Source organism: Corynebacterium axilliensis, from assembly GCF_046097495.1.
GTDB lineage: Bacteria > Actinomycetota > Actinomycetes > Mycobacteriales > Mycobacteriaceae > Corynebacterium.
In genome coordinates, this window is record NZ_CP175768.1 from 2328237 (window position 1) to 2349905 (window position 21669).

A 21669-nucleotide genomic window follows, 5' to 3' on the forward strand; every position below is an offset into this window, starting at 1 on the left:
ACTGCTGATTCCCGCCACCGCCCCGGAGGAGCGAATAACACCTTTATGAACAAGTTTGGCCAATTCATCACCACTGTCGTCATCGGCGCCTTCGCCGTCTTTCTGGTCGCCCTCATCGCGCTGCCGATGGTCCGGACTCCGGAGGCGGAGTCGAAGGAGCCGTCGACTGTTGCCCAGTCCCTGAACACGTACCCGAAGCACTTGGACTACGCTACGTTCATCCCGCAGGATGTCTACGGCGAGGAGTGGAATCCGATTGTCGGCGTGTGCCCAGGCGCTACCGAAGAGCAGCTTCAGAATATCGGCGTGGAGACGGACGGCCTGAACATTGATTTCGTTGATGGTGCCGTGCCGGACGACGTGAACTATCTCCTCCGGGTCTCGGTGAACAATGAGTTCAAGGCCGAGAAGCTGCCGCGCGCGAAGGCAGACATGTGCGACCGCCTGCTTCAGCAGCTGAAGTCCCCGGAGGCCGCGGGCCAGGACATTCCGCCGTTCGTGCCATTCCAGCAGGGACAGCCGCTGCAGTTTGTGCGCGATATCCCGCAGTACGAGGAGCAGATGGGCAAGGATAACCCGGACTACGTCGATACCGACTGGCACCTCCTGGGCTAATGAAGGTTCTCGCACTCGATACCGCAACCACCGATTCTGGTGACCGGCGTCGTCGACACGGAGACCGGCGAGAGCACCGACCGCGTTCTCACCGATACCCGCGCCCACAATGAGCAGCTCATCCCGACGGTGGAGGCACTGCTTGACGACGTCTCACTGACCTACGCCGACCTTTCCGCCATCGTCGTGGGCACCGGGCCCGGCCCCTTTACCGGCCTGCGCGTCGGCATGGCCACCGCCTCCGCCCTGGGCGTGGCGCTGGGCCTGCCCGTCCACGGCGTGTGCACGCTCGACGCCATCGCGCACGGCCGGGAAGGAGAGTGGCTCGTGGCTATCGACGCCCGCCGCAAGGAGGTCTACTGGGCCACCTACTCTAACGCGCGCCGCGTGAGCGGTCCCGAGGTGTCCAAGCCGGAGGAGCTTGCCGGCGCGGCTGCGCGCCTGGTGTTCCCGGAATCCATCGCCCCGCGCCTGCCCGAGGAGCTTGCCGGTCTGCCGCGCGAGTGGGCCACCCCGCGCGCGAAGGGCCTGGTGGCGTGTGCTGACCTAGACGCGGAGCCAGCCCCGCTGGTGCCGCTGTACCTGCGCCGGCCTGACGCCAAGGTACCGAAGTCCGCGCCGCGCTCGGCCGCGCTTGTGGGCGGCGACGGCCGGCCAGCATCATGAGGCTGCGCCCGCTCACGGCAGCTGATGCCCCGCGCTGCGCCGAGCTGGAAAAGGTGCTCTTCCCCGGCGAAAGCCCCTGGCCCGCTCGCGCCTTCGAGCAGGAGATCGCGGCCGGGCACACCACCTACTGGGCGGTTGACGCCAGCAGCGACCACGCGGACAGCGAAGCACTAGGCTATGCCGGGGTGGGGCGCATGGGGCCGGCCGCCTGGCCAGAGTACGAAATCCGCACCATTGGCGTGGCGCCGGAGGCCCAGCGCCGCGGCATCGCGCGACTCATGATGGACGCCATCGTGGAACTCGCCGATTCCCACGATGCGCCCGTGTTCCTCGAAGTCCGCGTGGGCAACGATCCAGCCATCCGCCTCTATGAGGCCTATGATTTTGTCATCAACGGCCTGCGCCGCAACTACTATCAGCCCTCCGGCGCGGACGCCCACACCATGTACCGACCACGAAAGAGTGAGAGATGTTAATCCTCGGCATCGAGTCCTCCTGCGACGAAACCGGCGTGGGCATCATTGAGCTGTCCGACGACGGCCACATGGAAATCCGCGCCGACGTCGTCGCCTCCTCCATGGAGCAGCACGCGCGTTTTGGCGGCGTGGTCCCCGAAATCGCCTCCCGCGCCCACCTCGAGGCCATGCCGCAGGTGATGGAGGCGGCGCTGAAGGAGGCGGGCGTCGACAAGCCTGATGCGGTCGCCGCCACCGTCGGCCCAGGCCTGGCCGGCGCACTCCTCGTCGGGGCGTCGGCCGCCAAGGCCTTTGCCTCCGCGTGGGGCGTGCCCTTCTACGGCGTCAACCACCTCGGCGGGCACGTGGCGGTGGCCAACCTCGAGGGCGAGGAGCTGCCGCACTCGGTGGCCCTGCTCGTCTCCGGCGGCCACACCCAGCTACTGGAGGTCGAGGCCGTGGGCAAACCCATGAAGGAGCTGGGCACCACGCTTGACGACGCCGCCGGCGAGGCTTACGACAAAGTCTCCCGCCTCCTGGGCCTGGGGTATCCGGGCGGGCCGGTCATCGATAAGCTGGCTGGCCAGGGCGAGCCCACCATCGACCTGCCGCGCGGCCTATCCAAGGCCGAGGACTTGCGCGGGCCGAACCGCCACAACTTCTCCTTCTCGGGGCTTAAGACTGCAGTGGCGCGCTACGTGGAAAAGGCCGAGCGTGAAGGAACCACCATCCTGGTAGAGGACCTGTGTGCCTCCTTCCAGGAGGCGGTGGCGGATGTGCTCACCGCCAAGGCCGTGCGCGCCTGTAAGGACACCGGGGCTAAGGTGCTCCTACTTGGCGGCGGCGTGGCGGCGAACTCGCGGCTGCGCGCACTGGCGGCCAAGCGCTGCGAGTCCGCGGGCATTGAGCTGCGCGTGCCGCGTTTTAAGCTGTGCACCGACAACGGCGTGATGATCGCCGCGGTGGCCGCCCAGCTCATCCACGAAGGCGCGCAGCCCTCCGGGCTTGCCTGCGGCACCGATACCCAGCTGGAGGTCGAGGTCCCGCTGGTCGCAGCGGCGCGCTAGCGGATGCGGAAAGCCCAGCGCACCGGTAGTGTGGCAGGCGACTCTTTCTCACCTGCTTAACAAGGAGCTGTCTTCATGACCACTGGTTTCCTCGTCAACCCGGACCTCACGCGCCGCACCATTGAGTTCGAGCTCGAGCACGCCAACCAGTTCCTCGGTGGCACCACCGAGGACCGCGTGTCCGTGGCCTTCCAGGAGGACGGCCGGACCTACGCTGCACTGTTCAACCCGAACGCGAAGGCCGAGGGTGCGGATCCGAACCCGGTGGCCTCCCTGGCCCGCAACGCCGCCGATACCGGCAACTCCGCCTTCCTGCAGGATCCGATCCGCTCCATCTGCGGCCAGGTCATTTTCGTCGCCGCCGACGGCGAGGACAAGCACATCGACGAGGTCGTCGAGGCCGTCGAGCACGGCATCCGTGCCGTGAAGAACTACCGCGAGGACAACCCGGAGGAGTACCAGCTGTGGCGCGCGGCCGTGCTTAACTCCCACAAGCAGGTCTAACTCCCCTCAGCACACCCGCTGCACAGACGCGACGGCTCTCCGAGAGCCCGAGCGTCTTTTTGGGTTTTAGGTCCAGCTTCGTCGAGGTCGGGGTGCGAATCGTGACAACTCTCGCGCGCGGGAGGGATGCCGTTCGCGCTGGGCGAACGTGTTAGCGCCCCGGAACGTTGAGGGCTAGCAGTCGCGCGGGTAGAGTGCTAGACAGGTTGTTTGACCCGCAGTTGTTCACCCGCGACGACGGCTGTGCTGGACACCCACAACCGGCACGCGCGCGCTCATGAGGGCGCGCATGAAGAACACTTTGGAGGAAATCATCATGGCAAACATCAAGCCGCTGGAGGACAAGGTCCTCGTCCAGATCGTCGAAGCTGAGACCACCACCGCGTCCGGTCTGGTTATCCCGGACTCCGCTCAGGAGAAGCCGCAGGAGGCCACCGTCGTGGCCGTCGGCCCGGGCCGCACCAACGACAAGGGCGAGGTTGTCCCGGTTGGTGTCAACGAGGGCGACACCGTCATCTTCTCCAAGTACGGCGGCACCGAGCTGAAGTACGACGGCCAGGAGTACCTCCTGCTGTCCGCTCGTGATCTGCTCGCTGTCATCGAGAAGTAGGCGAATAACCTTATGCCAAAGCTGATTGCATTTGACCAGGAGGCCCGCGAGGGCATCCAGCGCGGCGTGGACACGCTTGCCGATGCCGTCAAGGTCACCCTCGGCCCGCGCGGCCGCAACGTCGTGCTGTCGAAGGCCTTCGGTGGCCCGACCGTCACCAACGACGGCGTTACCATCGCCCGCGACATCGACGTGGACGAGCCCTTCGAGAACCTGGGCGCCCAGCTGGTGAAGTCCGTGGCCGTCAAGACCAACGATATCGCTGGTGACGGTACCACGACCGCGACCTTGCTGGCACAGGCACTCATCTACGAAGGCCTGCGCAACGTCGCCGCTGGCGCTAACCCGATTGAGCTCAACAAGGGCATCGCCGCAGCGGCCGAGAAGGTCGTTGAGGAGCTGAAGAACCGCGCCACCCCGGTGAACTCCTCCGCGGAGATCTCCCAGGTTGCTACGGTGTCTTCCCGCGATCCGGAGGTCGGCGAGATGGTCGCCGGCGCGATGGACAAGGTGGGCAAGGACGGTGTGGTGACCGTCGAGGAGTCCCAGACCATCGAGTCCGCTGTGGACGTCACCGAGGGCATCTCCTTCGACAAGGGCTACCTCTCCCCGTACTTCGCTACGGAGGAGGAGACCTACAACGCCGTGCTGGACGACGCCGCAATTCTTCTCGTCCGCAACAAGATCTCCTCCCTGCCGGATTTCCTGCCGCTGCTGGAGAAGATCGCGGAATCCTCGCGCCCGACTCTCATCATCGCCGAGGACATCGAGGGCGAGCCGCTGCAGGCCCTCGTGGTCAACTCCATCCGCAAGGTCCTCAAGGTCGCCGCCGTGAAGTCCCCGTACTTCGGCGAGCGCCGCAAGGGCTTCATGGATGACCTGGCTGTCGTCACCGGTGCCACCGTGGTGGACCCGGAGGTGGGCATCAACCTCAAGGAGGTTGGCCCGGAGGTTCTCGGTTCTGCCCGCCGCGTCACCGTGTCCAAGGAGGACACCGTGATTGTGGACGGTGCCGGTACCGCTGAGGCCGTTGAGGAGCGCCGCGAGCAGCTGCGCCGCGAAATCGAGCGCACCGACTCCACCTGGGATTGGGAGAAGCTCGAAGAGCGTCTAGCTAAGCTCTCTGGCGGTGTCGCCGTCATCCGCGTCGGCGCTGCCACCGAGACCGAGGTCAACGAGCGCAAGCTGCGTGTTGAGGACGCCATCAACGCCGCTCGCGCGGCCGTTGAAGAGGGCGTTATCGCCGGCGGTGGTTCTGCGCTGGTGCAGATTTCCAAGGAGCTCAACGAGTTCGCCGAGGGCTTCGAGGGCGAGGCCAAGATTGGCGTGCTCGCCGTGGCCCGCGCGCTGTCCCGCCCGGCCTACTGGATTGCCCAGAACGCTGGCCTCGACGGCTCCGTCGTGGTCTCCCACATCTCCGAGCTGCCCAACGGTGAGGGCTTCAACGCCGCCACCCTGGAGTACGGCAACCTGCTCGAGCAGGGCATCATCGACCCGGTGAAGGTCACCCACTCCGCCGTGGTCAACGCCACCTCCGTGGCCCGCATGGTGCTCACCACCGAGGCCTCCGTGGTGGAAAAGCCCGCCGAGGAGGAGCCGGCACAGTCCGGCCACGCGCACGCGCACTAAACCTGCGCGTGGGAAGCAGTAACTTCCCACGTTGCCCTAAGGAAGGCCCGCCCGCCCGCATAACCCGCGGGGAGGTGGGCCTTTTCGTATCCGGAGGGCGCAGCACCCCGCCCCGTCGTTAGACTGAGGCACCGTGGAACGCGAATACATTACGGTCACCGGAGCCCGCGAGAACAACCTCAAGAACGTCGACCTGCGCATCCACAAGCGCGCTCACCGTCTTTACTGGCGTGTCCGGGTCTGGCAAGACCTCCCTGGTCTTCGACACCATCGCCGCCGAGTCGCAGCGGCTCATCAACGAGACCTACCCCGGCTTCGTCCAAGGCTTTATGGACTCGCCGCCGCGGCCGGACGTCGACATGCGCCAGCTCGTCGACGAGTCCTTGTCCCTCACGACGGCGCCATCGTCTAAACCGGCAAGAAGGCGGATTCGTGGATGTGGCGCGCCTACGCCGAGTCCGGGCTGTACCCGGCTGACGTGCCCGTTAAAGACTTTACTGCGGAACGGAAGCGTGACCTGTATGAGACCGAGACCAAGGTCAAGGTCGGCGGCATCAACGTGAGCTACACGGGGCTGGTCACGCGGCTGAAGACCAGCGTGCTGAGCAAGCCCGTGGAGTCCCTGCAGAAGCAGATGCGCGCCTTTGTAGAGCGCGCGGTGGTCTTCATCGACTGCCCGAGTGCCACGGCACCCCGCCTGGCGCAGCACGCGCGCGAGTCCTACATCGACGGGGTCCCATCGCGGACGTGTGCGCCATGGAGCTTGCCGACGCGCCCCCTTAACTCACTGCTGGCTGCCGCCCCGTTGCGCGGTCGGCCTGGGCTACCTGACCCTGGAGCGCCCGACGGGCACGCTCAGTGGCGGTGAGGTGCAGCGCACGCGCATGGTCCGCCACGTCGGTTCGGCGCTCACGGACGTAACTTACGTTTTCGACGAACCGACCGCCGGCCTGCGCCCACCCGACGTTACGCAGACGAACGACCTGCTGCTGCAGTTGCGCGATAAGGGCAGCACGGTGCTCCTGGTGGAGCACAACCCGGAGACAATGGCCATTGCGGATAGCGTGGTAAAACTCGGGCCGGGCGCGGGTGTGGCCGGCGGGAAAATCGTCACCGCGGACGCTGTCGAGGTTGAGAAGGCCACGATCAAGGAGGATGTGCGCCAGCCCCACCGGCCACCTGGAGATCCGCGGTGCGTCCCGCAACAATCTCCAGGATCTCGACGTGGACATTCCGTTGGGCGTGTTCACGGTGGTCACAGGCGTGGCGGGCTCGGACAAGTCCTCCCTCATGGAGTGCCTGCCGGACAGTGACCGCATCCTTGTGGTGGACCAGTCTTCGCTGTCTGGTTCGCGGCGCTCCAACCCGGTCACCTACACCGGCGCGATGGACGCGCTGCGCAAGGCTTTTGCCAAGGCCAACGGGGGAGCGACCCCGGCATGTTCCCCTTCAACTCCGATGGCGCGTCCCCGGCGTGCTCCGGCGCCGGAATGGTCACCGTGGAGTTCGGTGCGATGGATAGTGCGGATGTGCACTGTGAAGTCTGCGAGGGCCGCCGCTTCGCCGCCGACGTCTAGGGCTACGAGCTGGCGGGCAAGAACTTCGCGGAAGTACCGGCGCTGCTGGCTGCCGATGCCGTCGAGTACTGCAAGGCCGCCAACGTTCCGGCAGCGAGTGCCAGCGTCTCAAGCTCGCGGTATGCTTAAGTGTTCGCAAGGCCAAGGCGGACATCATCGTGCTGGATGAGCCGACGGTGGGGTTGCACCGAAAGGACGTCGATACGCTGCTGGCGCTTTTCGACGACCTCGTGGACTCCTCCCTCACCCTCATCTGCGTCGAGCACAACCGCGCCGCATTGACCTCGGCCCCGGCGCGGGTTCGGCCGGTGGCGAGGTGATCGCGGCAGGCTCGCCGCGGGAGTTCCTGGAAACGGACACACTCACCGCGCGCTACCTGGCCCAGGTGGTGTAGCGCCGTGATGCTACTTAAAGAAACATCACGTTTGCCCAGCTCGACCTTAAGGCGCCGAGAACGCGTTTAGGCGCTGACGGTGGCGCGCTCGCGGCGCGTGCGGAGAGTCGCCACACGCTCGGACTCGCTCATTCCGCCCCATACGCCGTAGGGCTCGCCGGAGGCCAGGGCGTGCTCGCGGCACAGCTCGATGACCGGGCAGGTGTGGCAGATGGCCTTGGCACGGTTCTCGCGCTGAGCGCGGGCGCGTCCGCGCTCGCCGTCCGGGTGGTAGAACACGTCAGAGTTTTCGCCACGGCATGCGCCCTGGAGCTGCCAGTCCCACAGATCCGCGTTCGGCCCGGGGAGCAGGAATGACTGAGACACGTTCGATTCTCCTTCGTTGAAGATAGAGCTCTCGGCCGGCCGGTGCCGGTCGGGGTGAGACGAGAATGAAGTGTGTACCCCCTGGGTAAACGACACGTTACGCACTTCTGAAATCCAGGTATAACCCGCTGTCTTCCCTCCTGTCTGCCCGCTGTGACCAGCTGTTATGGTTAACATGAACGCTGCGTGAACTTTCGTGGGCGCGCAGTTGTGCGCTTGTCGTTTCGGGATTCGCGCCGCCGATGTGACATGATGTGAGCCTGTGCGCCCGCGGAAGAATTCGAAGTGGCGCTATCTATTCACTACTTGCAAGGAACCTTCAGGGAAATGGCTACAACGCGCGACAGCGATAAGGAGCTGGCGGACCTCGTCCCGCTGGCTGTCGACGGTAGTCGCCGTGCCCTCCAGGACATCATGCGCATCATTCACCCGCAGGTCCTGCGCTATTGCCGCGCTCGCATCGGTGGTAACCGCCAGCCCACGGCTGACGACGTGGCGCAGGAGATTTGCCTGGCCGTGGCGACGTCGATAAGCAGCTACAAGGATAAGGGCCGCCCCTTCATGGCCTACGTATACGGCATCGCCTCTCACAAGGTGACCGACGCCCACCGCACACTCAGCCGCGACCAGTCCCACCCCACCGATGAGGTCCCGGACGAGGCCGTCACCGACGCCACGCCTGAGGAATCCGCGCTGGTAGAAGACGGTAGTAACAGAGTGCGCGCGTTGCTCGATACGTTAAGTGACAAGGCCCGGGACATTATCATCTTGCGTGTGTTCGTGGGGCTGTCGGCAGAGGAAACCGCAGAGATTGTGGACTCCACCCCTGGCGCAGTCCGCGTGGCACAGCACCGTGCGTTGGCACACTTGCGAAAGACTTTAGATTCACAGCCAGCGACGTGAACTCACGGACTCTGACGAGTCTTCGGAACTTGGCACGGATAACTACAGAATTCTCTACATAAAGGAAGGGAGGACATCATGGCGAAGAAAGACCAGGAGCTCGAGCCGGGCGTGGCGGAACAGCTGCAGCCTTTGGTTGACGATGATGCATTCCTCACCACTCTCTCCCAGGGCACTGACCCCTCCGACGGCGCTGATGAGCTGGCTGGCCTCCTGCTCGAGCTGCGCGGAGAAGTGAACGCCCAGATGCCACCGGCGCCGCTCATTGAAGGCGCGGAGGAGGAGCCGGAGGTTATCTCCCTCGGAGCTGCGCGCCGTCGCCGCCGCGGCAAGCCGCTGATGTACGGCCTCGTGGGCGCGGCTGCGGCCACGCTGCTTATCGCGGGCTCCGGCGCCGTGCTGGTTAACGCCGGCCCGGGCTCCCCGCTGTATGGCGTGAACCAGTCGCTTTTCGGCTCCGATGAGCAGAATGTGTCGGTGGAGCTGGCCGGCACGCTCGAAGAGATGGAGAAGCGCTCCGCGCAGGGTGACATGGATGGCACCCGCCAACTGCTGGAGGAAGCGCGCAAGATGGTTGACCAGGCCAAGCAGGACCGCGCAGAACAGTCTGGGCAGGCCGGACGCGCATCCCGCGAGAAGCCCCCTGCCACCGTGACGGCAACCACCACCGTGGAGACCACCGCCCCGGCGGAGGAGAAGCCGCAGGAGCAGCAGGAGCCGGTTACCGTGACACAGACGCAGACCGAAACCGCGGTCTCCACCGTCGTGGTCACCAACACGGTCGCACCCGCCAATCCGCTGAACCCGCCAGCACAGACCAATCAGGAGCCGGGCGAGCAGACCGGCGGCGAGCAGCGCCCGGGCGGCCAGGACACCGACGCGTCCCAGGGCGGCAACAACGACGCTGGCCTCCCGCCGGTGCAGATCCAGCAGTAGTCGCACGCCGCTTAAAAAAGAACCTCTCACCCCTTACACCAGGGGAGAGAGGTTCTTTGACGTTCGGCTAGTAGCGGGCGTCCATGCCGTCGAGGTAGCCCAAGGCGTAATCCCACGGCACGTAGCGCGCCGGGTTCGGCTCCGCGCCGGGCTCGTGCACGGGGGCTAGCTCACCCTGCAGGCTCGCCTTCATGTTGGCAGCCAGGATGTCCCATTCGTAGAAGTGATTCTCCTCGCAGTCCTCACAGAAGAAGAAAATCCCGTCGATGCCGCGCGGGGTCAGCGCGCGCGCAAACTCCTGGACCAGAGCGAGGTCATGGATGACGTTGAGGCGGTCTTCCTCAGACAGCGGCTCGACGTGGTCGTCCTCCTCCAGGAAGGAGGCCGGGTCGTTCGGGTCATCCGCGAAAGGATCGCGGGGCATGTTGGCGAAGAAGTTCACGCCTGCGAGCCTATTGACTCTCCGCGCGCATGGCAATTTTCTCGCGCGGGCCCCGCCGGCCGCACGGCTACCACTACGAGCCGCCCACGCACTACAGTGAGGATCACCGCGAAAACTTCAACTGGTCTGTTTAGGAGAGCCCCACCCTCATGAGCCACGTCCACACCGGCGGAGACAACCCCGACAAGATTGCCCTGTACGGCCTCACGTTCGATGACGTTCTGCTGTTGCCGGCGGAATCCAACGTCGTTCCCTCCGAGGTCGATACCTCGGCGCAGTTCACCCGCAACATCCGCCTCGGCGTGCCGCTGGCCTCGGCTGCGATGGATACGGTGACCGAAGCCCGCATGGCCATCGGCATGGCCCGCCAGGGCGGCATCGGCGTGCTCCACCGCAACCTGTCCGCAGAGGACCAGGCGCAGCAAGTCGAGATTGTGAAGCGTTCCGAGTCCGGCATGGTCACCGACCCGGTGACGGCCTCCCCGGACATGACCATCGATGAAGTCGATACGCTGTGCGCGCGCTACCGGATTTCGGGCCTGCCGGTCGTCGACAAGCAGGGCGTCCTCGTTGGTATTTGCACCAACCGTGACATGCGCTTCGAGCCGGACTTTTCCCGCAAGGTTTCCGAGATTATGACGCCGATGCCGCTAGTGGTGGCCAAGGAGGGCGTGAGCAAGGAGGAGGCGCTGGAGCTGCTGTCCACCAACAAGGTGGAGAAGCTGCCCATCGTCGATGACGCCAACAAGCTCGTCGGACTTATCACCGTCAAGGATTTTGTGAAGACCGAGCAGTTCCCCAACGCCTCCAAGGATGGCTCCGGGCGCCTGCTCGTGGCCGCCGGCATCGGTACGGGCGAGGAGTCCTACCAGCGCGCGGGCCAGCTTGTCGACGCCGGCGTGGATGTCCTCGTCGTCGACTCCGCCCACGCCCACAACAACCGCGTGCTCGAGATGGTCTCCCGCGTGCAGAAGGACTTCGGTGACCGCATCGACGTCATCGGCGGCAACCTGGCCACCCGCCAGGCCGCGCGCGACATGATTGAGGCCGGCGCCGACGCCGTGAAGGTGGGTATTGGCCCGGGCTCCATCTGCACCACCCGCGTGGTGGCCGGTGTGGGCGCGCCGCAGATCACCGCCATCATGGAGGCCGCGGCTGTTGCGGGGCCGGCCGGCGTGCCGGTCATCGGTGACGGCGGTATGCAGTACTCCGGTGACATCGCCAAGGCGCTGGCCGCCGGCGCGGACGCCGTCATGCTCGGCTCCATGCTAGCCGGCACCACCGAGTCCCCGGGCGACATCGTGGTGGTGCAGGGCAAGCAGTACAAGCGCTACCGCGGCATGGGTTCCATGGGCGCGATGCAGGGCCGCGGCCTGACCGGTGAGAAGCGTTCCTACTCCAAAGACCGTTACTTCCAGGCCGACGTCAAGAGCGAGGACAAGCTGGTGCCGGAAGGCGTGGAGGGCCGCGTGCCCTTCCGCGGCGATATCGACGCCATCATCCACCAGATCGTCGGCGGCCTGCGTGCCTCCATGGGCTACACCGGTTCCGCCTCTCTGGCCGAGCTGAAAACCAAGCAGTTCGTCCAGATCACCGCGGCGGGCCTCAAGGAGTCCCACCCGCACCACCTTCAGCAAATCGTCGAAGCACCAAACTACCGCTAAGGACACTTTTTCATGCGTGACTACGTAGAGATCGGCGTCGGCCGCGAAGCGCGCCGCACCTACGACCTGAACCAGGTTTCCCTGGTTCCCACCCGCCGGACCCGCTCCTCCAAGGACGTGGACACCTCGTGGCACATCGACGCCTACACCTTCGACGTGCCCTTCGTCTCCCAGCCCACCGATGCGCTGGCCACCCCGGAGTTCATCATCGAGATGGGCAAGCAGGGCGGCCTCGGCGTCATCAACGCGGAGGGCCTGTGGGGCCGCCACGAGGATCTGGAGGGCGCGCTCAAGCGCGTCCGCGAAAACTTCGGTGACCTGTCCACGCTGCAGGAGCTGCACGCCGCGCCGCTTAATGAGGAGCTGCTGGCGGAGCGCATTACCCAAGTCCGCGATTCCGGCGTGACCGTGGCCGTGCGCGTCTCCCCGCAGCGCGCCCGCGAGCTCGCCCCGGTGGTCATCAAGGCCGGCGCGGAACTGCTGTTTATCCACGGCACTCTGATTTCCGCCGAGCACGTGCAGACCGGCGGCGAGCCGCTCAACCTCAAGGAGTTCATCGGCTCCCTGGACACTCCGGTCATCGCCGGCGGCGTGGCGGACTACACCACGGCCCTGCACCTTATGCGTGCGGGCGCGGCCGGCATCATCGTTGGCTCCGGCGTGAACACCAACCCGGAGACGCTCGGCATTGACATTCCGATGGCCACCACCATCGCGGACGTTGCGGCCGCGCGCCGCGACTACCTGGATGAGACCGGGGGCCGCTATGTGCACGTGCTTGCCGACGGCGACATTTTCACCTCCGCCGATATCGCCAAGGCCATCGCCTGCGGCGCCGACGGCGTTGTGCTCGGACCGGTCCTCGCGCGTGCTGCCGAGGCCGGCGGCAAGGGCTGGTACTGGCCGTCCACGGCCGGCCACCCGCGCTTCCCGCGCGGTGTCATCGAGCCGGTGGGCCTGGGTGACGCCGTCCTGGGCGCCGATGCTTCCGACGAGGATGACGCCCCGTCGCTCGAGGTCGTGCTGCACGGCCCGTCCAACGAGCCGCTGGGTGAGCTCAACCTGGTCGGCGGCCTCAAGCGCGCCATGGCCAAGTGCGGCTACACCGACCTCAAGGCCTTCCAGAAGGTCGGCCTGGCCGTCCGCTAGTTGCGCGCACACGAACCCGCTCACCGGCTGAAGAGAGGCTGGTGGGCGGGTTTGTTATGTGGCCGAGTGCTGGGTGCCCGCGGCATTTATTCACTGGGCATTCACTGCGTCGGGGGCGCTGGGTTAGACTAGTGGCCGTGACTACCCCAAATACAACCCCGCGTCCTGTCCTCGTGGTGGACTTTGGCGCTCAGTACGCGCAGCTCATCGCTCGGCGTGTACGTGAGGCCAGCATCTACTCCGAGGTCGTCCCCAATTCCGCGTCGGTGGAGGAGATCAAGGCCAAGAACCCGGCCGCGCTCATCCTCTCCGGCGGCCCGTCCTCCGTGTATGCCGACGGTGCCCCGGCCTTGAAGCCGGAGCTGTTGGAGCTCGGCATCCCGGTCTTCGGCATCTGCTACGGCTTCCAGTCCATGACCCAGGTGCTGGGCGGCACCGTCGCCTCCACTGGTGCGCGCGAGTACGGCCGCACGGACATGACCGTGTCCGGCGGCGTGCTGCACCAGGGCCTGGAGGAGACCCACAAGGTGTGGATGTCCCACGGCGACTCGGTGTCCGAGGCCCCGGAAGGCTTCGAGGTCACCGCCTCCTCCGAGGGCGCGCCCGTCGCTGCCTTCGAGTGCCTGTCCAAGAAGATGGCCGGCGTGCAGTACCACCCGGAGGTCCTCCACTCGCCGCACGGCCAGGAAGTGCTCACCCGCTTCCTCACCGAGGTCGCAGGCCTGGAGCAGAACTGGACCGCGGAGAACATTGCGGAGCAGCTCATTAACGATGTGCGCGAGCAGATCGGCGAGGACGGCCGCGCCATTTGCGCCCTGTCCGGCGGCGTGGATTCCGCCGTGGCCGCAGCCCTCGTGCAGAGTGCAATCGGTGACCGTTTGACCTGTGTTTTCGTCGACCACGGCCTGTTGCGCGCGGGTGAGCGTGAGCAGGTGGAGAAGGACTTCGTGGCGTCGACTGGCGCGAAGCTCATCACGGCTGATGAGCGCGAGGCCTTCCTCAACAAGCTGGCCGGCGTGACCGAGCCGGAGGCCAAGCGCAAGGCCATCGGTGCGGAGTTCATCCGCTCCTTCGAGCGCGTCGTCGACCAGGCGTTGGACGGCCAGGATGCCGCGTTCCTGGTGCAGGGCACGCTGTACCCGGACGTGGTGGAGTCCGGCGGCGGTGACGGCACCGCGAACATTAAGTCTCACCACAACGTGGGCGGCCTGCCGGACGACGTCGAGTTCGAGCTCGTCGAGCCGCTGCGCCTGCTCTTCAAGGACGAGGTGCGTGCGGTGGGCCGTCAGCTTGGCCTGCCGGAGGAAATCGTGGCGCGCCAGCCCTTCCCGGGCCCGGGCCTGGGCATCCGCATCATCGGCGAGGTCACCGAGGAGCGCCTCGAGACCCTGCGCCAGGCGGACCTCATTGCGCGTACCGAGCTGACCAACGCCGGCCTGGACGGCGAGATTTGGCAGTGCCCGGTGGTGCTGCTTGCCGACGTTCACTCGGTCGGCGTCCAGGGCGATGGCCGCACTTACGGCCACCCGATCGTACTGCGCCCGGTGTCCTCCGAGGACGCCATGACCGCGGACTGGACCCGCCTGCCGTACGACGTGCTGGAGAAGATCTCCACCCGTATTACCAACGAGGTCAAGGATGTTAACCGAGTCGTGCTCGACGTGACGTCGAAGCCGCCGGGAACCATCGAGTGGGAGTAAGCGCGAAGGGGAAAGCCTCCCTCGCGGAAGTTGCGCGGCCGTGCCCTAATTACCGAGGGAGCGGCCGCGCGCTGCGTTTTCGGCTCATTCAGGCGTGAACGCTGCGGGTAGGGGGTCATACCTTTCTCACGCGCGCGCGAGTAGCCGCACGCCGAGAGGATTGTCTCAGCGAGCGGCTGGTCACAGGCGTGGTTGCGCGGTCTAGCCGGGCGGTGGTTCGCCGGCATCCGGCGGTGGCGCGCCGGTGCGGGCCGGCGGCGGGTGCGCGGGGCTCTCGATGGGGCTCGGCGGGCCGGCCCACGGCGGCAGGTAGTGCACGCGGCCCTCGATGCGGTCCATGCGCCCGCGGCCGGTGGGCTTTTCCGGGTTATCGTCGTTGACCGCGTTGTGATACGCACACAGCGGCACCAAATTGGCCATGTTGGTCGGCCCGCCGTCTTGGAAGCGGGTGAGGTGGTGGATTTGGGAGTCGTCGGCAGGCGCGTTGCACCCGGGCCACGCGCACGTGGGGTGCTCCGCAGACAGCGCTAGGCGCTGCTTGGAGTTGGCGAAGCGGCTGGCCATGTACAGGTTGACGGGGCCGAGGAAAGGGTGGACGAGGGTGATGAGGCCGACGTCGGCAAGCTTCTCGCGCACGAACTCCGCACCCGTCATCGTGGCCCCGTTGGTCAGCTGCAGCTCAATCTCCTCGCCGTCGCCGTCGACGATGCGGTCCAGCTCATCCAAGCGCACGATGACGTTGGACTGCAGCTTCTGACCCGCACCACCCCCGCCGCGGAAGACGGTGTGCGCAGCGGTGAGCAGGTCCGCGTCGGTGGTCTTGAGCACGGCCAACAGCTTGGAGATGTTGAGCGAAGAGTCCGTGATGCTCAGCGTGTGGTTGCGGCCCTCCCGGCGGGTTACGCGCACACCCGGGGCAGGGTCGCGCGGCGGCCGCCACTCTTTGAGCTTTGCCTTCGCCACCATGGGGACTTTCTCCCGCGGCGTCGCAGCCAGCAGCTGGCGCAGCTCCCAGGCCTTACGAGCCTTGAGCTTGGAGCAGTAGCGCTCGATATCAAGGAGCGTGAACACATCGTGGCGCGTGCGGCGCGCTTTGCGCTGACGGGAGCGGAACATGGTGTCCCCGAAATACACCTCATAGAGCCCCATCAGCTTCGCCGCGAAGTCCGGCTGCGCGCCCATCTGCACCAGCTGCGCGCGCGTGACATCGGCGCACTGCTCGACCACGTCGAGCCCGTGCGCGAGTGCCTGAATGTAACCCCCCAGTTGCATAGCCCACAGCCTAAACCAGGCCGAGCAACCTCGCTACTTGAGCGCAGAATTCGCAGGGCTAGCCGGTGATGGTGAGCTCGCCGATACCTTGGTTGATGTGGATATTCAACAGCGCATCAGGGTCCTGGCGGTCCGTGCAGTTGCTGTCTCCCAGCCCGCCCTCGCACGTCACCGAGACGGGAATGTCCTTCGGGAGGATGATCTCGACGCTGCCGACTCCGATATCGATGGTGACGTCGTGCTTAGTGCGCAGGTCTTCGATGTGGCTCAAATCCACCGTTGAGGTGCCGATACCCAGGTCGTAGTGCTCCTTGAGCTCATCCGCACTGGTAGGGGCGATGTGCTGAGAACCGACGTTAAAGCGGGCACTGAAGCTGGAGTCGTCGGCCTCGGAGACGAAGGAGACTCCAAAGAAGACAATCGTCAGAGCGACGCCGACGGCGCCTAGCGCAATTGCGCCCTCAGCCCACTGCGAACCGCGCTTCTTTGTCGGTTCCTCCTGCGGCTCTGGCTCCGGCAGGTCCCAGGCATCGGGAACTGCGCCGAGCGGATCCCAGGACGGCGGGGTCTGACGCCCTGGTGGGAAAGGGTGGCCGTCTGCCGGGGTATAAGAGTTGAGATTGACCGGCTCCTCACGCACCGGCTGCTCGGCGGCCAGCAGCCCGCTGGGTGGTAGTGGCTCGCGTTGGTGAAGGGCGTACCACGCCAGCGCCATCAGCCCGAAGGTCAGCACGGCAGGGGGAAGGCCGGTGAGGAATTGTCCGTCCAAGAATAACGGGCCGGAGCTAAAGGTAAGAAGGACGCCGACAAGCAGCACCCAGCCGAGCTCCCGCTCCTCTTTGACGCCATCCTTGCCCAAGGCCGCGTCGAGTGGGCAGTAGGGCGAGCCGAAGCGTGGCATGAGAACCCACGCGGTGAGATAAGCTGCGATGCCACCGCCGAAGGCGAGTGCTGCGACCACAAAGGCCACGCGCACAATCGTAGGATCGATCTGGTAGCGCACCGCGATGCCTTCGCAGACACCGGCGAGCTGCGCGTCACCGCCCTGCTTCTTGGGAAGGCGGACGGGGCGGGTTGTCCACATGTCGTTGAGAGTGTTGTTCTTCGTCATGCTTTTAATCCTGCCGCGCAGGGCCTCGCGGTGGTATCGGTAATCGCCCTGATTTTTCGACCTCAGGGTTGTCCCTGATGTGCCCGAGGGGTGGCGCGTGGGACTATGTCTAGTATGACTTCGCCCTATGTGCCCGCAGAAAACGCGGCGCCCTATCCCGTGATGTCGCGCCCCCAATCTGGCCGCGTGGTGGCCGGCGTGGCGGCGGGGCTGGCGCAGAATCTTCGGGTCTCGGTGCTCGCCATGCGCATCGCCTTGACGGTGCTGACCCTGCTGGGCGGGGTGGGGGCGATGGCCTATGCAGGGCTGTGGATTTTCACGCCCGCGCTTGACGACGCCCCCTCCGCCCGCCGCAGCCCCCTTTCCCTCGGACTGGTGATCCTGGCGTTGGCGGGTAGCGCGGTGGGCGTGTTGGGGGTTTCGGGGGCGTCGTTAAGCGCGGCGGTGCCGTTGGCGGTCGTGGCCGTCGGTGTGGTGCTGGCGTGGCTGGCGTATGACCGCGGGCTGAACACGCCGGTGGGGCTGGTCGCTGTGGCTGCCGGTGCTGTCTTGGTTTTAGGCGGCGCTGTGGTGGCGGCGGTGACGTGGGAGAACGGCTCCGGTTCGGCGATTGTGGCTACGGTGCTGACCCTGGTGGGCTTTGGTGCACTGGTGGTGCCGTTGGTGCTCAAGCTGTGGCGTTCGCTGTCGCAGGAGCAGGCAGCGAAGGCGGTGTCGGAGGAGCGCGCCGAGATTGCGGCCCGCCTGCACGATTCGGTGCTGCAGACGCTGGCGCTCATCCAGAAGCGGGCGGAGGATCCGCGCGAGGTCACGCGCCTGGCGCGCAGTCAGGAGCGGGAGCTGCGCACCTGGCTGTTCGACGCCCCCTCGGCCACCCCGACGACGTGCTTCGGCGCCTTGGAGACGGCGTGCGCGGAGGTGGAGAACCTCTTTGACATGCGGGTATCCCTGGTGACGGTGGGGGAGGACGCCGCGCTTGCCGACGCCTCCCTGGCCGCCACCCAGGCCGCCCGCGAAGCCCTGGTGAACGCGGGCAAGCACGCCGGGGCGGAGGCCGCGGACGTGTACGCGGAGGCGCTGGCGGGCGAGTTGAGCATCTTCGTGCGCGATCGCGGCGTGGGTTTCGACGTGGGGGCTGTTCCCGCTGATAGGCATGGCATTCGTGACAGCATTCGCGCGCGCGTAGAGAAGGTAGGCGGGCGCGTGCGGGTTTCATCGACCCCAGGGGAGGGCACCGAGGTGGAGCTCACGGTAGCGTTATGAGCATGGTGAAGGTCTTTTTGGTTGATGATCACTCTGTCTTCCGTGCGGGCGTGCGCGCGGAGCTGGCAGCGGCGCCGGAGATTGAGATCGTGGGCGATGCGGGGACCGTGGCGGAGGCGCTGGAGGGTATCGCGCGGACGAGTCCGGACGTGGTGCTGCTCGACGTCCACATGCCCGACGGCGGCGGCCTCGCCGTGCTGAATGCGACCGCGCACCAGGCTGCGCGGCCGGTGTTTTTGGCGCTGAGCGTGTCGGATGCGGCGGAGGACGTCATCGCGTTGATCCGCGCGGGCGCGCGGGGCTATGTGACGAAGAACATTTCGGGCCCGGATTTGGCGCGCGCGGTCCTGCAGGTCCACAGCGGGGACGCGTATTTCTCGCCGCGCCTGGCCGGTTTCGTGCTGGATGCCTTTTCCTCCGGTGCCCCCGCCCCGGAGCCGGAGGAGGGGCAGGACCCAGCGGTGGATGCGCTCACGCGCCGGGAGCTGGAGGTCTTAAGGCTGCTGGCGCGCGGGTACACGTACCGCGAGATTGGCAAGCAGTTGTTTATCTCGGTCAAGACGGTGGAGACGCACGCCTCTAATATTTTGCGCAAGACCCAGCAGTCCAACCGCCATCAGCTCACGCGCTGGGCCACCTCGCGCGATTTGGCTTAAGGCGCGCTAGGCGTAGGCGAGCTTGCGGGAGCCGTCCACGTGCGGGAAGGCCACGAAGGCCAGAGCGAAGACCGCGAGCCACACGAGGGCACTGCCCCACGCCGGCAGCGCGATGAGCGGGGAGAGCATCACCGCGAGCCACAGCAGCATGAGGGGGACAAGCTGCGAGACGGTAGGCAGCATGGTGACGTTGTGGCGCTGGGCAAACGCACGCATCTGACCGCGGTAGGGGTGCAGCATAACGAGGGCGCAAGCGGCGACGAGGAAGAGCAAGCTCAGCCCCAGCGCCGCGCCGAAATGGATGCGGCTGGTGCCCACCGCCACGGCCGCCCCTGCCAAAAGTGAGCCGCCGAGTCGCACCCACGGCGGGGTCGGAATCGGGGTGGTATGTGCGCGCAGGGGGTTCATGGCGCCTAACGCTACCAGTGCAATTGCGCGTGTCCGAGGTGAGGTTCATAATGGGAGACATGAATCAAACAGGTGTTCGTGCAGTGGCTGGGGTGCGGGGCGGTTCGCAGGCCGACCGAATCGCGGCGTTGCGCGCCCAGATTCACCGCCTGGAGGCCCCCGATTCCTCCCTCGAGGTACAGCCGGATGTTGATGTCCTTGGCGTCCCCGAGGGTCTATCATCCCTGCTCCCCGGGGGTGGACTGCCCCGGAAGCGGGTTACCTCGTGCGCGGAGTGCGCGGCACTTGTTGTTGATCTGGTCTCTCATGTTAGCGCGGCGGGCGGACACGTCGGCGTGGTGGGCTGGCCAGATCTCTCTCTCGCACAGGTGGACGAGGATGGAGATCTCTCCCGGGTCATCGTGGTGCCGGATCCTGGGGCGGAGCCCTGGGCGGTGACCGGGGTGCTGTGTGAGGGGTTGGACTTGGTGGTGCACCGGGGCGTCGGCAAGCTCAGCCCCACCCGCGCACGCCCGGTGCTGGCGAAGGTCCGTGGCGGGCAGGCGGCGCTGCTCACCGTCGGCACGCGGCTGCCGGGCACGGCGATGGACATCGGGGCGGAGGTCGTCGCGGTGCGCGGCGTGGGGCGCGGTGTGGGGCGCATCCGCGGGGTCGATATTGACGTGCGCGTGGCCACCACCGGGGCGCCGCCGCAGCGCGGGCTGCTGAGCTGCGGGGCGCGCCCGGAGCGGCCGCACCTGGAGGCGGTGTGAGGGTCGCGGCCCTGTGGTTCCCGGATTGGCCTATCCAGGCGCTGCAGGATACCGCGGTGGGGGCGTGCGCCATCGTGTCCCAGCATCGCGTCGTTGTGTGCAACGCGCCGGCGCGCCGGGCGGGGGTGCGCCGCGGCATGCGCGTGCGCCAGGCCCAGGCCGTGCTGCCGGAGCTACGGGTGGAGGAGGCTAACCCGGATCGGGATGGCGTGGTGTTTGCGGAGATCGCCGCAAGCCTCGACGCGGTGGCGTCCTCGGTGGAGGTCCTGCGCCCGGGGCTGGTCATCGTGGATGCGGGCGCGGCGGGGCGTTTCCACGGCAGTGAGGCGAAGGCGGTGGAGATGCTTGTCGACGCCGCAGCGCGGGCCCACCTCGACGCCACCGTCGGCGTCGCAGACGAGATTGCGACCGCACTCATTGCCGCGCGCCACGAGAACCTCGGCGCGGTGGTGCCGGCCGGTGGGTCGCGGGCGTTCCTCGCCGCCCAGCCGGTGGGCGTGCTGGCGGCGGAGGTGTCGCTGGGCTGCCCGCTCGACGTGGTGGACACGGTGCAGCGCCTCGGCGTGCGCACGCTGGGCGAGCTTGCGGCCCTGCCGCTGCGCCAGGTCACCACGCGCTTCGGTGAGGCGGGGCGGCGCTGCCACGCGGTGGCGTCCGCCGCCCCCGACAGGCGGGTGGCCCCGGAGCTGGCCCGCCCGGACCTGGGCGTGGAGGAGGTCTTCGAGGAGCCCCTGGAGCGCGTCGACGCTGCGGCCTTCGCCGCGCGCCAGCTGGCGGCGCGCCTCCACGCGACGCTGGATCGCGCCGGGCTTGTGTGCGTGCGCCTGCGCATCGGCGCCGAGTTCGAAGGAGGCGAGCGCCTCGAGCGCATCTGGCGCACCCAGGAGGCCTTGAGTGAGGCCGCCACGGCGGATCGCGTGCGCTGGCAGCTCGATGGGTGGTTAAGCAGCGCGCGGGCGGGCGACGGCGGGGGTGTGCTCAAGCTCGTGCTGGAGCCGGTGGAGCTCGCCCCGCCCGGGGACAGCGTGCTGTGGGGCGCGGCCGAGTCCGATGAGCAGGCCAAGCGCGTCATCGCGCGCGTGCAGTCCCAGCTGGGCGTGGACCGCGTGCTGCAGCCGCGCTCGGCCGCCGGCCGCGGGGTGGCCGAGCGCATCGAGCTCGTGCCCTACGGCGAGCAGCGCGATCCCGCCCCGGAGGGCAGCTGGCCCGGGCGCATCCCCTCGCCGCTGCCGGCCAGCCTGGCGCACCCGGCCGCGCGCATTCGGCTAATCGACGCCTCCGCGGCCGACATCATCGTCACCGCCGAGGCCCTCCTCTCCGGCGAGCCCGCAGGTCTCAGCTGGGGCCGCCACCGCTACCGGGTGACCGGGTGGGCCGGGCCCTGGCCGGTGGACGCCGCCTGGTGGGACCCGAACGCGGCGCAGCGCTGCGCGCGCCTGCAAGTGGTGGGGGAGAACGCGCAAGGACAGCGCGCCTGGCTGCTGGTGTGGGCCGGCGGGCGCTGGTCGGTGGAAGCGACCTACACCTAGG

General features: G+C 67.0%; 24 protein-coding genes and 2 pseudogenes. 21 read left to right on the top strand and 5 right to left on the bottom strand.

What is annotated here, in order from left to right; translation table 11 throughout:
• Positions 1–45 precede the first annotated feature (45 nt).
• The 12 genes and pseudogenes from ACKFR8_RS11210 to ACKFR8_RS11265 all read left to right on the top strand — a co-directional run bounded on the left by ACKFR8_RS11210 (position 46) and on the right by ACKFR8_RS11265 (position 7443).
• Positions 46–615, top strand: a complete 570-nt coding sequence (locus ACKFR8_RS11210) for a hypothetical protein (RefSeq protein ID WP_296131516.1) — start codon at positions 46–48, stop codon at positions 613–615.
• Positions 615–1281 (top strand): annotated as a pseudogene (gene tsaB / locus ACKFR8_RS11215) (tRNA (adenosine(37)-N6)-threonylcarbamoyltransferase complex dimerization subunit type 1 TsaB). The gene ACKFR8_RS11210 and the pseudogene tsaB overlap by 1 nt, the downstream one beginning before the upstream one ends.
• Positions 1278–1757 carry a ribosomal protein S18-alanine N-acetyltransferase gene (gene rimI / locus ACKFR8_RS11220; RefSeq protein WP_408930095.1) on the top strand — a complete coding sequence of 160 codons (480 nt, stop codon included), beginning with the start codon at positions 1278–1280 and terminating at the stop codon, positions 1755–1757. The pseudogene tsaB and the gene rimI overlap by 4 nt, the downstream one beginning before the upstream one ends.
• Positions 1751–2803, top strand: coding sequence for a tRNA (adenosine(37)-N6)-threonylcarbamoyltransferase complex transferase subunit TsaD (gene tsaD, locus ACKFR8_RS11225; RefSeq protein WP_296131524.1), 1053 nt, complete (start codon positions 1751–1753; stop codon positions 2801–2803). Before rimI ends, tsaD begins: the two co-directional genes overlap by 7 nt.
• Before the next feature lie 75 nt (positions 2804–2878).
• Positions 2879–3307: a hypothetical protein gene (locus tag ACKFR8_RS11230; protein WP_296131526.1), complete on the top strand. Its 429-nt coding sequence runs from the start codon at positions 2879–2881 to the stop codon at positions 3305–3307.
• A 310-nt stretch (positions 3308–3617) separates the two neighbouring features.
• A complete protein-coding gene (groES, locus tag ACKFR8_RS11235) occupies positions 3618–3917 on the top strand; it encodes a co-chaperone GroES (RefSeq protein ID WP_296131649.1) in 300 nt (99 codons plus the stop codon).
• Positions 3918–3929: 12 nt separating this feature from the next.
• Positions 3930–5546, top strand: coding sequence for a chaperonin GroEL (gene groL / locus ACKFR8_RS11240; RefSeq protein ID WP_408930096.1), 1617 nt, complete (start codon positions 3930–3932; stop codon positions 5544–5546).
• A 133-nt stretch (positions 5547–5679) separates the two neighbouring features.
• Positions 5680–5947 (top strand): annotated as a pseudogene (locus ACKFR8_RS11245) (excinuclease ABC subunit UvrA); the annotation flags it as partial.
• A gap of 35 nt (positions 5948–5982) precedes the next feature.
• Entirely contained in the window at positions 5983–6414 is a 432-nt protein-coding gene (locus ACKFR8_RS11250; protein WP_408931023.1) for a hypothetical protein, read from the top strand.
• 16 nt (positions 6415–6430) lie between these two features.
• Positions 6431–6859: a hypothetical protein gene (locus tag ACKFR8_RS11255; protein ID WP_408930097.1), complete on the top strand. Its 429-nt coding sequence runs from the start codon at positions 6431–6433 to the stop codon at positions 6857–6859.
• Between the two features lie 126 nt (positions 6860–6985).
• Positions 6986–7123, top strand: a complete 138-nt coding sequence (locus tag ACKFR8_RS11260; RefSeq protein WP_408930098.1) for a hypothetical protein — start codon at positions 6986–6988, stop codon at positions 7121–7123.
• 158 nt (positions 7124–7281) lie between these two features.
• Positions 7282–7443, top strand: coding sequence for a hypothetical protein (locus ACKFR8_RS11265; protein WP_408930099.1), 162 nt, complete (start codon positions 7282–7284; stop codon positions 7441–7443).
• Positions 7444–7583: 140 nt separating this feature from the next.
• Here the strand turns inward: ACKFR8_RS11265 and ACKFR8_RS11270 are convergent, their stop codons facing one another.
• Positions 7584–7883 carry a WhiB family transcriptional regulator gene (locus tag ACKFR8_RS11270; RefSeq protein ID WP_408930100.1) on the bottom strand — a complete coding sequence of 100 codons (300 nt, stop codon included), beginning with the start codon at positions 7881–7883 and terminating at the stop codon, positions 7584–7586.
• Between the two features lie 327 nt (positions 7884–8210).
• Between ACKFR8_RS11270 and ACKFR8_RS11275 the strand changes: the two genes are divergently transcribed.
• Positions 8211–8786, top strand: coding sequence for a sigma-70 family RNA polymerase sigma factor (locus ACKFR8_RS11275; RefSeq protein WP_408930101.1), 576 nt, complete (start codon positions 8211–8213; stop codon positions 8784–8786).
• 78 nt (positions 8787–8864) lie between these two features.
• Positions 8865–9722, top strand: coding sequence for a hypothetical protein (locus ACKFR8_RS11280; RefSeq protein WP_408930102.1), 858 nt, complete (start codon positions 8865–8867; stop codon positions 9720–9722).
• A gap of 67 nt (positions 9723–9789) precedes the next feature.
• Here the strand turns inward: ACKFR8_RS11280 and ACKFR8_RS11285 are convergent, their stop codons facing one another.
• Positions 9790–10164, bottom strand: coding sequence for a DUF5319 domain-containing protein (locus ACKFR8_RS11285; RefSeq protein WP_296131536.1), 375 nt, complete (start codon positions 10162–10164; stop codon positions 9790–9792).
• A 149-nt stretch (positions 10165–10313) separates the two neighbouring features.
• On the opposite strand from ACKFR8_RS11285, the gene guaB reads away from it, so the two are divergent.
• From guaB to guaA, 3 genes are all read left to right on the top strand, one after another.
• The gene (guaB, locus tag ACKFR8_RS11290) at positions 10314–11828 is read left to right on the top strand and encodes an IMP dehydrogenase (protein ID WP_296131538.1); all 1515 of its coding nucleotides are present in this window, start codon (positions 10314–10316) and stop codon (positions 11826–11828) included.
• A gap of 12 nt (positions 11829–11840) precedes the next feature.
• A complete protein-coding gene (locus tag ACKFR8_RS11295; RefSeq protein WP_408930103.1) occupies positions 11841–12977 on the top strand; it encodes a GuaB3 family IMP dehydrogenase-related protein in 1137 nt (378 codons plus the stop codon).
• Between the two features lie 137 nt (positions 12978–13114).
• A complete protein-coding gene (gene guaA, locus ACKFR8_RS11300; protein ID WP_296131543.1) occupies positions 13115–14677 on the top strand; it encodes a glutamine-hydrolyzing GMP synthase in 1563 nt (520 codons plus the stop codon).
• A gap of 201 nt (positions 14678–14878) precedes the next feature.
• Here guaA and ACKFR8_RS11305 read toward each other — a convergent pair whose 3' ends face one another.
• Together ACKFR8_RS11305 and ACKFR8_RS11310 are read right to left on the bottom strand one after the other, a co-directional pair.
• Positions 14879–15949, bottom strand: coding sequence for an HNH endonuclease signature motif containing protein (locus ACKFR8_RS11305; protein WP_408930104.1), 1071 nt, complete (start codon positions 15947–15949; stop codon positions 14879–14881).
• A 58-nt stretch (positions 15950–16007) separates the two neighbouring features.
• Positions 16008–17060 carry a PspC domain-containing protein gene (locus ACKFR8_RS11310; protein WP_408930105.1) on the bottom strand — a complete coding sequence of 351 codons (1053 nt, stop codon included), beginning with the start codon at positions 17058–17060 and terminating at the stop codon, positions 16008–16010.
• Between the two features lie 114 nt (positions 17061–17174).
• Between ACKFR8_RS11310 and ACKFR8_RS11315 the strand changes: the two genes are divergently transcribed.
• Together ACKFR8_RS11315 and ACKFR8_RS11320 are read left to right on the top strand one after the other, a co-directional pair.
• Positions 17175–18323, top strand: coding sequence for an ATP-binding protein (locus tag ACKFR8_RS11315; protein WP_408930106.1), 1149 nt, complete (start codon positions 17175–17177; stop codon positions 18321–18323).
• A gap of 2 nt (positions 18324–18325) precedes the next feature.
• Positions 18326–18979 (top strand): response regulator, encoded by a 654-nt coding sequence (locus ACKFR8_RS11320; protein WP_408930107.1) that lies wholly within the window; start codon positions 18326–18328, stop codon positions 18977–18979.
• Between the two features lie 6 nt (positions 18980–18985).
• Here the strand turns inward: ACKFR8_RS11320 and ACKFR8_RS11325 are convergent, their stop codons facing one another.
• Positions 18986–19387 carry a hypothetical protein gene (locus ACKFR8_RS11325; protein WP_408930108.1) on the bottom strand — a complete coding sequence of 134 codons (402 nt, stop codon included), beginning with the start codon at positions 19385–19387 and terminating at the stop codon, positions 18986–18988.
• A 59-nt stretch (positions 19388–19446) separates the two neighbouring features.
• On the opposite strand from ACKFR8_RS11325, the gene ACKFR8_RS11330 reads away from it, so the two are divergent.
• Positions 19447–20139: a hypothetical protein gene (locus ACKFR8_RS11330; protein ID WP_408930109.1), complete on the top strand. Its 693-nt coding sequence runs from the start codon at positions 19447–19449 to the stop codon at positions 20137–20139.
• Entirely contained in the window at positions 20136–21668 is a 1533-nt protein-coding gene (locus ACKFR8_RS11335) for a DNA polymerase Y family protein (protein WP_408930110.1), read from the top strand. The genes ACKFR8_RS11330 and ACKFR8_RS11335 overlap by 4 nt, the downstream gene beginning before the upstream one ends.
• Position 21669: the final 1 nt, after the last annotated feature.

Bases quoted from the DNA above. Each gene is read 5' to 3' on its own strand.
- ACKFR8_RS11260 (WP_408930098.1), top strand. From the start codon at position 6,986: ATGTTCCCCTTCAACTCCGATGGCGCGTCCCCGGCGTGCTCCGGCGCC.
- ACKFR8_RS11275 (WP_408930101.1), top strand. From the start codon at position 8,211: ATGGCTACAACGCGCGACAGCGATAAGGAGCTGGCGGACCTCGTCCCG.
- ACKFR8_RS11305 (WP_408930104.1), bottom strand. From the start codon at position 15,949: ATGCAACTGGGGGGTTACATTCAGGCACTCGCGCACGGGCTCGACGTG.
- ACKFR8_RS11315 (WP_408930106.1), top strand. From the start codon at position 17,175: ATGACTTCGCCCTATGTGCCCGCAGAAAACGCGGCGCCCTATCCCGTG.
- ACKFR8_RS11320 (WP_408930107.1), top strand. From the start codon at position 18,326: ATGGTGAAGGTCTTTTTGGTTGATGATCACTCTGTCTTCCGTGCGGGC.
- ACKFR8_RS11325 (WP_408930108.1), bottom strand. From the start codon at position 19,387: ATGAACCCCCTGCGCGCACATACCACCCCGATTCCGACCCCGCCGTGG.
- ACKFR8_RS11255 (WP_408930097.1), top strand. From the start codon at position 6,431: ATGGTCCGCCACGTCGGTTCGGCGCTCACGGACGTAACTTACGTTTTC.
- ACKFR8_RS11295 (WP_408930103.1), top strand. From the start codon at position 11,841: ATGCGTGACTACGTAGAGATCGGCGTCGGCCGCGAAGCGCGCCGCACC.
- guaB (WP_296131538.1), top strand. From the start codon at position 10,314: ATGAGCCACGTCCACACCGGCGGAGACAACCCCGACAAGATTGCCCTG.
- ACKFR8_RS11330 (WP_408930109.1), top strand. From the start codon at position 19,447: ATGAATCAAACAGGTGTTCGTGCAGTGGCTGGGGTGCGGGGCGGTTCG.
- ACKFR8_RS11310 (WP_408930105.1), bottom strand. From the start codon at position 17,060: ATGACGAAGAACAACACTCTCAACGACATGTGGACAACCCGCCCCGTC.
- groL (WP_408930096.1), top strand. From the start codon at position 3,930: ATGCCAAAGCTGATTGCATTTGACCAGGAGGCCCGCGAGGGCATCCAG.
- ACKFR8_RS11230 (WP_296131526.1), top strand. From the start codon at position 2,879: ATGACCACTGGTTTCCTCGTCAACCCGGACCTCACGCGCCGCACCATT.
- ACKFR8_RS11280 (WP_408930102.1), top strand. From the start codon at position 8,865: ATGGCGAAGAAAGACCAGGAGCTCGAGCCGGGCGTGGCGGAACAGCTG.
- rimI (WP_408930095.1), top strand. From the start codon at position 1,278: ATGAGGCTGCGCCCGCTCACGGCAGCTGATGCCCCGCGCTGCGCCGAG.
- ACKFR8_RS11250 (WP_408931023.1), top strand. From the start codon at position 5,983: ATGTGGCGCGCCTACGCCGAGTCCGGGCTGTACCCGGCTGACGTGCCC.
- ACKFR8_RS11210 (WP_296131516.1), top strand. From the start codon at position 46: ATGAACAAGTTTGGCCAATTCATCACCACTGTCGTCATCGGCGCCTTC.
- tsaD (WP_296131524.1), top strand. From the start codon at position 1,751: ATGTTAATCCTCGGCATCGAGTCCTCCTGCGACGAAACCGGCGTGGGC.